8 protein-coding genes are annotated in these 9,301 nt (G+C 70.8%); 5 read left to right on the top strand and 3 right to left on the bottom strand.

Annotated features, from left to right (window positions below; translation table 11 throughout):
• Positions 1-252 precede the first annotated feature (252 nt).
• A complete protein-coding gene (locus ACWD4A_RS34545) occupies positions 253-1,302 on the top strand; it encodes a glycosyltransferase family 4 protein (protein WP_451200317.1) in 1,050 nt (349 codons plus the stop codon).
• Positions 1,303-1,391: 89 nt separating this feature from the next.
• Here ACWD4A_RS34545 and ACWD4A_RS34540 read toward each other — a convergent pair whose 3' ends face one another.
• Positions 1,392-2,861, bottom strand: coding sequence for an NCS2 family permease (locus ACWD4A_RS34540; RefSeq protein WP_451200315.1), 1,470 nt, complete (start codon positions 2,859-2,861; stop codon positions 1,392-1,394).
• 230 nt (positions 2,862-3,091) lie between these two features.
• Here ACWD4A_RS34540 and ACWD4A_RS34535 point away from each other — a divergent pair, with 230 nt between their 5' ends.
• Both ACWD4A_RS34535 and ACWD4A_RS34530 read left to right on the top strand, forming a co-directional pair.
• Positions 3,092-3,370 carry a DUF2530 domain-containing protein gene (locus ACWD4A_RS34535; RefSeq protein ID WP_451200313.1) on the top strand — a complete coding sequence of 93 codons (279 nt, stop codon included), beginning with the start codon at positions 3,092-3,094 and terminating at the stop codon, positions 3,368-3,370.
• Positions 3,371-3,418: 48 nt separating this feature from the next.
• Entirely contained in the window at positions 3,419-5,788 is a 2,370-nt protein-coding gene (locus ACWD4A_RS34530) for an HAD-IC family P-type ATPase (protein WP_451200311.1), read from the top strand.
• A 46-nt stretch (positions 5,789-5,834) separates the two neighbouring features.
• Here the strand turns inward: ACWD4A_RS34530 and ACWD4A_RS34525 are convergent, their stop codons facing one another.
• Complete coding sequence (locus ACWD4A_RS34525) at positions 5,835-6,026, bottom strand: DUF1059 domain-containing protein (protein ID WP_451200310.1); 192 nt, start codon at positions 6,024-6,026, stop codon at positions 5,835-5,837.
• A gap of 129 nt (positions 6,027-6,155) precedes the next feature.
• Positions 6,156-7,037, bottom strand: coding sequence for an oxidoreductase (locus ACWD4A_RS34520; protein WP_451200307.1), 882 nt, complete (start codon positions 7,035-7,037; stop codon positions 6,156-6,158).
• Between the two features lie 299 nt (positions 7,038-7,336).
• On the opposite strand from ACWD4A_RS34520, the gene ACWD4A_RS34515 reads away from it, so the two are divergent.
• Both ACWD4A_RS34515 and ACWD4A_RS34510 read left to right on the top strand, forming a co-directional pair.
• Positions 7,337-7,786: a MarR family winged helix-turn-helix transcriptional regulator gene (locus tag ACWD4A_RS34515; protein WP_451200306.1), complete on the top strand. Its 450-nt coding sequence runs from the start codon at positions 7,337-7,339 to the stop codon at positions 7,784-7,786.
• A gap of 30 nt (positions 7,787-7,816) precedes the next feature.
• Positions 7,817-9,199 carry an MFS transporter gene (locus ACWD4A_RS34510; RefSeq protein WP_451200304.1) on the top strand — a complete coding sequence of 461 codons (1,383 nt, stop codon included), beginning with the start codon at positions 7,817-7,819 and terminating at the stop codon, positions 9,197-9,199.
• The last annotated feature ends 102 nt before the right edge of the window (positions 9,200-9,301 follow it).

Below are 9,301 nucleotides of genomic sequence, written 5' to 3'. Positions count from 1 at the left end.
TGACGATCTCGGTGTCGTGGTCCACGCGGTAGGGCTCGTCGGCCCAGCCCAGCATGTTGGCCACGAGGTTGAGCGACTCCGAGGCGTTCTTGGTGCCGCCCCCCAGGACGTCCCGGCCGCGGCGGCCGGGACCGCTCGACCGCACGCCTCTGTCCCGTATCGTCACCGACCGGTAGGGAGTACATACAGGTGGAATCGGTGGCACCCCGCCCGCACAGACCTCCTCTGACCCCGCTCCGCTCGTCGCGGAGCATGTCCATCGTGGCCCGGGTGTACGGGTATCCGCCGGCCCATAACGCGGGTTCGGAGTGGATGCTGCATTCGATGCTCCGGCCCTTGAGCGAGCGTGGTCACCGGGTGACGGTCTGGCTGTCGCATCCCGGGAGCATCGAGAAGAGTTACGAGATCGACGGGGTGCGGGTGGTCCCGTACCAGGAGGGCGCGGATTTCGCCGCCGCCGCGCAGAAGGCGGATGTGCTCCTGTCGCACTTCGAGAACGTGCCGCTCGTGTCGGGTCTTGCCAGGGCCCGTCGGATACCCGTGGTGGTGATCTGCCACGACAACTTCACCACGAGTTTCCATGACGCGGCGGGTGCCGATCTCGTGGTCTACAACAGTGAGTGGATCCGGCGGGACGGCGAGATCTTCTACGCGACGTATCCCGAGGAGTTCCTGCCCAGGCGCACGGTCGTGGTCCGTCCTCCGGTGATCGCGGAGGAGTACCGCACCGAGCCGGGCGACTGCGCGACCCTGGTGAACCTCAACCCCGACAAGGGCGGCGACATCTTCTGGCAGATCGCCGCGTGGACGCCGGAGTGGAAGTTCCTGGGCGTCCGTGGTGCGTACGGGCAGCAGATCATGCCGCCGCCGCGGCTGCCCAACTGCGAGGTCGTCGACGGCGTGCCGGGGAAGGAGATGCGCGGGCATGTCTACAGCCGGTCGCGGGTGATGCTCATGCCGAGCCTGTACGAGTCCTGGGGGCGGGTGGCGGTGGAGGCCATGGCGTCCGGTATCCCGGTGATCGCCCATCCCACTCCCGGGCTGGTCGAATCCCTCGGCGAGGCCGGGATCTTCGCCTACCGCGACGACCTCAACGCGTGGACCCACGCCCTGATGTCCTTGCGGGACCCCAAGAACTGGGAGCGGGCCTCCCGCCGGGCGAAGGCCCGCTCCGCCGAACTGAGCGCGACCCCGGACCTCGACCTCTGGTGCGACGCCGTCGAATCACTGCGCGACGCGAAACGGCGGACGGCCATCCGCGCGGCAGGCCACCAACCGCACTACAACGGCAACGCGCTGTAGTGCGGTTGGTGGCCTGCTCACGGGTGTGAGTGGTCTCGACGGCGCCCCGTCCCCTCCCGCGGGGCGCCGCATTCTCCTTACTTCACCTGCTACTTCACGCCGAGCATCTGCTCGATCGGATTCAGCAGGAAGTAGACGAGGAAGCAGAGCCCCACCGCGTTCAGCAGCCACGGGATCTCCCGCGCCCGCTTGTCGGCGATGCGGAGGAGGATGAAGGCGAGGACGCCGATGCCGATGCCGTTGGTGATCGAGTACGTGAACGGCATGGAGATGATCGTCAGGAACGCGGGGATCGCGATCGTGAAGTCGCTCCAGTCGATCTCCTTGACGTTGGCCGCCATGATGAGGAAGCCGACGACGAGCAGCGCGGGCGTCGCTGCCTGCGAGGGGACGATCTTGGCGAGCGGGGTGAAGACCAGGGCGAGCAGGAAGAGGCCGCCCGTCATCAGGTTGGCCAGGCCCGTGCGGGCGCCCTCGCCGACGCCCGCGGTGGATTCGACGAAGCAGGTGTTGGCGGAGGCGGAGCCGAGGCCGCCCGCGGCGACGGCGACGCCGTCGACCATCAGGATCTTGCCCATGTTGGGCAGCTGGCCGTTCTCGTCGGTGAGCCCGGCCTCCTCGCCGACGCCGATGATCGTGCCCATGGCGTCGAAGAAGCCGGACAGCAGCACGGTGAAGACGAAGAGGCAGCCGGTCAGCAGGCCCACCTCGCGGAAGCCGCCGAAGAGGCTGATGTGGCCGATGAGGCCGAAGTCGGGGGTGCCGACGACGTTGTCCGGCACCTGCGGCACGCTCAGGCCCCAGCTCGCGTCGGGGATCGCGGCCAGCGAGTTGATGACGATCGCGATGAAGGTCATCACGACGATGCCGATGAGGATCGCGCCCTGCGTCTTGCGGACGACCAGGATGAAGGTCAGCACCAGGCCGGCCGCGAAGATCAGTACGGGCCAGCCGTGCAGTTGCCCGCCCTCGCCGAGGCCCATCGGCACGGTGGTGTGCGCGCCGTCCGGGTTGCGGGTGACGAAACCGGAGTCGACCAGGCCGATCAGCGAGATGAACAGGCCGATGCCGATGGCGATCGCGCGCCGCAGGCCGTTCGGGATGGCGTCCATGACGCGCTGCCGCAGACCGGAGGCGACCAGCAGCATCAGCACCAGACCGGCCAGCACGACCATGCCCATCGCGTCCGGCCAGCTCATCTTGGGCGCGAGCTGGAGCGAGACGACGGCGTTGATGCCGAGGCCGGCGGCGCAGGCGATCGGCACATTGCCGATCACGCCCATGAGGACGGTGGAGAGCCCGGCCATCAGGGCGGTGGCGGTGACCAGCTGGCCGTTGTCGAGCTGGTGCCCGAACTTGTCGTGACCGGCCCCGAGGATGATCGGGTTCAGCACGATGATGTACGCCATCGCAAAGAAGGTGGCGAGACCACCGCGCACCTCACGGGCGATGGACGAGCCCCGCTCGGTGATCCGGAAGTACCGGTCGAGGGGGGAGCCGCCGGGCGTGGGGGACGGCGGCTGCTGGGCGTCGACCGGGGAGGTGGCCGAGGAGGACATACGGGACCTCAGTCGTGCGGGCCTGGGGGAAGGCGGGGAGACGGCTGGAGAACGGCTGGCGAAACAAAACGTGGATCTCGATTTGGGTGATCAAACAAAACCACCCCATCGGATCCGGTTCGATTCAGTATGAATAAACAAACGGGGAATTGCTATCTCCGCGCGTAGACCCGTATGAGGCAAGGGCCCCGCCGCCGTTCGCCCCCCGCGCCGGGGACTAGGCTTGCGCCATGACGAAGTGGACACCCAGGCACGAGGCGCCGGAACCCTTGGAGGGGCCTGTCGTCGCCACCATCACCGGCGGCACGATCCTGTGGTTCGTCCTCTTCCTCGTCCAGTTGCCGTTCTACGGCTGGTTCAGCGACCACGACCACCTGTGGTGGCTGTGGACGTGCCTGGCCGGCGGCGGCCTCGGGCTCATCGGCGTCTGGTACGTGCACAAGCGGGACGCGGCGATCCGCCGTCACGCGGCGGCGCGGGACGCCCAGGAGGAGACCTCCGCCACCTGAGTCCCCTCCCGGTTTCGGGAAGGGAGCGGCGCGCTTACCGTCGGACTCATGAGCGAGGCGCAGACCCCGGTGCACCACCCCGGCCTGACGAAGGCCGAAGTCGCCGAGCGCGTGGCGAGAGGCGAGGTCAACGACGTCCCCGTGCGCTCCTCGCGCTCGACCGCGGAGATCGTCCGGGCCAACGTCCTCACCCGCTTCAACGCCATCATCGGCGTCCTCTTCCTGATCATCCTGGTCGTCGGCCCGATCCAGGACGGCCTCTTCGGCTTCGTGATCGTCGCCAACACCGCGATCGGCATCTTCCAGGAACTCCGCGCGAAGAAGACCCTCGACTCCCTCGCCGTGATCGGCGAGGCCAGGCCGACCGTCCGCCGCGACGGCGTGCCCACCGCGATCGCCACCGGGGAGATCGTCCTCGGCGACCTCATCGAGCTGGGGCCCGGCGACAAGTGCGTCGTCGACGGCGAGGTCAGGGAGGCCGACGGGCTGGAGATCGACGAGTCGCTGCTCACCGGCGAGGCCGACCCCGTGCTGAAGAAGCCCGGCGACAAGGTGATGTCCGGCTCGTTCGTCGTCGCGGGCGGCGGCGCCTTCACCGCCACCAAGGTCGGCCGCGAGGCGTACGCCGTCCAGCTCGCCGAGGAGGCGTCCCGCTTCACCCTGGTCCACTCCGAGCTGCGCACCGGCATCAGCCAGATCCTCAAGTACGTGACCTGGATGATGCTGCCGACCGCCGTCGGCCTCGTCATCAGCCAGCTCGTCGTCCAGGGCCACGACTGGCGGGAGGCGGTCCGGCGGATGGTCGCCGGGATCGTGCCCATGGTCCCCGAGGGCCTGGTGCTGCTGACCTCCGTCGCCTTCGCGATCGGCGTCATCCGGCTCGGGCAGAAGCAGTGCCTGGTGCAGGAGCTGCCCGCGATCGAGGGCCTGGCGCGCGTCGACACCGTCTGCCTCGACAAGACCGGCACCCTCACCGAGGGCGGCATGGACGTCAGCGAGCTGCGGGTGCTGCTCAAGGGCGCGGAGGAGACGTACGTACGGCAGGTGCTCGGCGCCCTCGGCGAGTCCGACCCCCGCCCCAACGCCAGCCTCCAGGCGATCATCGACGCCTATCCCGACGGCTCGGGCTGGCGCTGCACCGAGTCGCTGCCGTTCTCGTCCGCCCGCAAGTACAGCGGCGCCGCCCTCAACAGCCCCGACGGCGAGAGCAGCAACTGGCTGCTCGGCGCCCCCGACGTGCTGCTCCGGGACGGCGACCCCGCCCTCTCCGACATCGAACAGCTCAACGCCCAGGGCCTGCGGGTGCTGCTGCTGGCACGCGCCGAGCGCGAGCTCGACGACCCGCGCGTCGTCGAGGGCGTACGGCCCGCGGCCCTGGTCGTCCTCGAACAGCGGCTGCGCCCCGACGCCGGGGACACCCTGCGCTACTTCGCCGAGCAGGACGTCTCCGCCAAGGTGATCTCCGGCGACAACGCCGTCTCCGTCGGCGCGGTCGCCGCGAAGCTCGGGCTGCCCGGCGCGGAGGCCCCCGTGGACGCGCGCCGGCTGCCCGCCGAGCGGTCGGAGATGGCCCAGGCCCTGGAGGGGGGCGCGGTCTTCGGCCGGGTCACCCCGCAGCAGAAGCGCGACATGGTCGGGGCGCTCCAGTCGCGCGGCCACACCGTCGCGATGACCGGCGACGGCGTCAACGACGTCCTGGCCCTCAAGGACGCCGACATCGGGGTGGCCATGGGCTCCGGCTCCGAGGCGACCCGGGCCGTCGCCCAGATCGTCCTCCTCGACAACAGCTTCGCCAGCCTGCCGTCGGTCGTCGCGGAGGGCCGCCGCGTCATCGGCAACATCACCCGGGTCGCGACGCTGTTCCTGACCAAGACGGTCTACTCCGTGCTGCTGGCGATCCTCGTGATCTGCTCACGGGTGCCGTACCCGTTCCTGCCCCGCCATCTGACCCTGCTGTCGACGCTGACCATCGGCGTGCCGGCGTTCTTCCTCGCCCTGGCCCCCAACACGGAGCGCGCCAGGCCGCACTTCGTGCGGCGCGTGATGCGGTACGCCGTCCCGGCGGGGGTCGTCGCGGGCGCGGCCACCTTCGCCGCGTACCTGCTCGCGCGCTCCTACTACTCCGGCTGGCCGGACTCCCTGGACGCGGAGACCAGCGTGGCGACGCTGACGCTCTTCCTGATCTCCATGTGGGTCCTGGCGATCATCGCCCGCCCCTACACGTGGTGGCGGGTCGCGCTGGTCCTCGCGATGGGGCTGGGCTTCCTGGTCGTGCTCGTCACGCCCTGGCTCCAGCGCTTCTTCGCGCTGAAACTGGTCGGTACGACCATGCCCTGGGCCGCCGTCGCGATCTCCGCGGTGGCGGCCGTGGCGCTGGAGCTGGTGTGGCGCTGGGTGGGGCGCCGCTTCCCGGCCTGACGGTTACGGGGCTGTGCCCGGTTGCGGGTCATGCCCGGCTGTGGGGCTATGCCTTCGCCTTCTCGTCCTCCAGGAACTCCCTGATCCGCTCGCGGAGCTCGGGCCCGTCCTGGTGCTTGTGCACCGAGATGGCGTGCTCGGTGGCTGCCTGGACGACTTCGTCCTCCTCACCGGTGATGGTGAGCGAGCAGTTGGTTTCGCTGGGGAACCGGCGGCAGTCGGCGACTTTCCTGGTCATGACGGCCTCCTGGGACAGGGTGCAGTCGCACTTCCCAGGATAGTTCCGGCCGGGCCCGCCTCGGCCGGGCCCGGCGCCCCGATCCGCGGCGCCGGGGACCGGGCGGCGCCGCCGATTCCCGACGATCCGTCAGGATGCTTGCGCGGACGGGCGGAACGCCGTGTCCGACCCGATCGGCTCCGCCGCGTCCAGCTCCGTCAGCCGGTAGCCGAGGTGGGCGCGGAGCCAGGTGAAGGCCTCCGCCCCGAGGGGGAGGCGGAGCGGCGGGGAGTCGAGGCCGACGGCCGCGACGATGGCCTCGGCGCCGCGGTACGGGTCGCCCGGCTGCTTGCCGTGCGAGGCCTCCAGCCCCTTGCGGGCCGGGGCGATGATCTCGGCGTAGTCGTCCATCGGCGTGCCCCAGCGGAGCGAGCTGCCGCCGAACTCCGTGCGGAACGGGCCCGGCTCCACGATCGTGACGCGGATGCCGAGGTGCGCGACCTCGGCCGCGAGGGCCTCGGACATGCCCTCCAGGGCGAACTTCGTCCCGGCGTACGCGGTGCCGCCCGGCCCCGCCAGCACGCCGATCACCGAGGACATCTGCACGATGCGGCCCGAGCGCTGCCGCCGCATGAGCGGCAGGACGGCGCGGGTGACGGCCATCGTGCCGAAGACGTTCGTCTCGAAGTTCCGGCGCATCTCCTCGTCACCGATTTCCTCGAACGCGCCGAGCAGCCCGTACGCGGCGTTGTTCACCAGGACGTCGATCCGGCCGAAGGCCTCCTCCGCGGCGGTCACGGCGGCGCGCACGGCTTCGGCGTCGGTCACGTCGAGCGGTACGGCCCGCACCCGGTCCGGTGCGAGCGCCACGAGGTCGGCGACGGCCCCGGTGTCGCGCGCGGTGGCCACCACCCGGTCGCCGTGGGCGATCGCGGCGCGGGCGATGTCCCGCCCGAAGCCGGAACCGGTCCCGGTGATGAACCAGACGCGGCCACCGTCCGGTGCCGCCTCGCCGGAACGTCCCTCGTGCATCGTGCTGCCCCTCGCCCTCGTTCTGATCTTGTGCGCGCCGCGCCTCCGGCACTCTAAGCGCTCCGCTGGAGGTGCCGGTCGGGATTTTGTGCGGTCGTTCGGCTGCGGGCCGTCGGTGGCTGGTCGCGCCCACGCGGCGGAGCCGCAGACCGACGCTTCCCCGCGCCCCTGGAGGGGCACCCGCCGCCCGGTGACCCGGCGGCTCCGCCGCCCTCGCGCCCCCACACACCCCCCTGCCGCCCCGAGCGCCCCCGTCGGCCCGCTTTATTTAGTCCAGGTAATGAGTTAACCTAAAGAACATGTCGGACCCCCTAGACAACGACGCCACCACGGACAACACCGCCGCAGTGGACTCACTGCGCTCCGGTGTCATGCGTCTGTCGCGACGGCTCAAGCACCAGCGGGTCGACGAGTCGCTCAGCCCGACGGAGATGTCGGTGCTGGGCACGCTCGCCCGCTGCGGCCACGCCACCCCGGGCGAGCTCGCCCGCAAGGAGCACGTGCAGCCCCCGTCGATGACCCGCATCGTCGCCCTGCTCGAGGCCAAGGGCCTGGTCCGGCTGGAGCCGCACCCCGAGGACCGCCGCCAGAAGGTGGTCACCCAGACCGAGCGGGCCGAGGCCATGCTCGAGGAGAGCCGGCGCAAGCGCAACGTCTGGCTCAGCGAACTGGTCGGGCGGCTCGACGAGGACGAGTGGGCGACGCTGCGCGCCGCCGCGCCCGTCCTGGAGAAACTCGCGCACCTGTAATCACCGCACCAAGGAGGAGGCGAAGCCACTTTGAGTACGGGACCCGGAGCAGAATCCGCACCCGCACCGAACAGCCACGACGACGACATACGCACCACCGCCCCGACCGCGACCAAGCGCAGGGGCGGGACCTTCAGCTCGCTCAGGATCCGCAACTACCGGCTCTTCGCCACCGGCCAGGTCGTCTCCAACACCGGCACCTGGATGCAGCGCATCGCCCAGGACTGGCTGGTCCTCAGCCTCACCGGCTCATCCGCCGCCGTCGGCATCACGACGGCCCTGCAGTTCCTGCCCATGCTGCTCCTCGGGCTGTACGGCGGCGTCCTCGCCGACCGCCTCCCGAAGCGGCGGCTCCTCCTCCTCACCCAGACCGCGATGGGCCTCACCGGCCTCGCGCTCGCCGCCCTCACCCTCTCCGGGCACGTCCAGGTCTGGCACGTCTATCTGATCGCACTGGCCGGGGGCCTGGTCACGGTCGTGGACAACCCCGCCCGGCAGGCGTTCGTCGTCGAGATGGTCGGCCCGGACGACCTGCGCAACGCCGTCAGCCTGAACTCCGCGAACTTCCAGTCCGCCCGCCTCGTCGGCCCCGCCGTCGCCGGTGTGCTGATCACCGCCGTGGGCAGCGGCTGGGCGTTCCTGCTCAACGGCCTGTCCTTCGTCGCCCCCATCGCCGGGCTGCTGCTGATGCGCACGGCCGAACTCCACAAGGTCGACCGCGCACCCCGCGGCAAGGGCCAGCTCCGCGAGGGCCTGCGCTACGTCGCCGGACGCCCGGACCTCATCTGGCCCATCGTGCTCGTCGGCTTCATCGGCACCTTCGGGTTCAACTTCCCGATCTGGCTCACGGCGTACGTGGACGACGTCTTCCACGCCGGCGCGGGGACGTACGGCCTGCTCAACACCCTGATGGCGGCCGGTTCGCTGGTGGGCGCCCTGCTCGCCGCGCGCCGCGGCACCTCCCGGACCCGGCTGCTCGTCGGCGCCGCGCTGCTCTTCGGTCTGCTGGAGACCGCGGCCGCGCTGGCCCCGGAGTTCTGGATCTTCGCGCTGCTGCTGGCACCGATCGGGATGTGCGGCCTGACCATCAACGTCACCGCCAACTCGGCACTCCAGCTCGCCACGGACCCCGCGATGCGGGGGCGGGTGATGAGCCTGTTCATGATGGTGTTCATGGGCGGCACCCCGGTGGGCGCGCCGCTCGTCGGCTGGGTCACGGACGTGTACGGCGCCCGGATCGGCTTCCTCTCCGGCGGCGTGGTCTCCGCGCTCGCCGCGGTCGGCGTCGGCCTGGCCGTCGCCCGCGCGGGCGGGCTACGGCTGAAGATCGACCTGCGGCGCGGCCATACGCACGTGGCGTTCGTGCCGAAGGCGACCGCCGGTGCCGCGGAATCGCTGACCGCCGCCGCGTGAGCGCTCCGCTGACCGCCCTGGGTGTTCGCCCCCGCCGGGTGGGAGAATGGCAGCCGGGCCAGGGGCGATCCACCGGGAGAGGGCAAGTGACGGCGATCTTCG

The sequence above is a fragment of the Streptomyces sp. NPDC002537 genome, from assembly GCF_053594975.1.
This window is presented reverse-complemented; position numbering and strand designations above follow the sequence as displayed.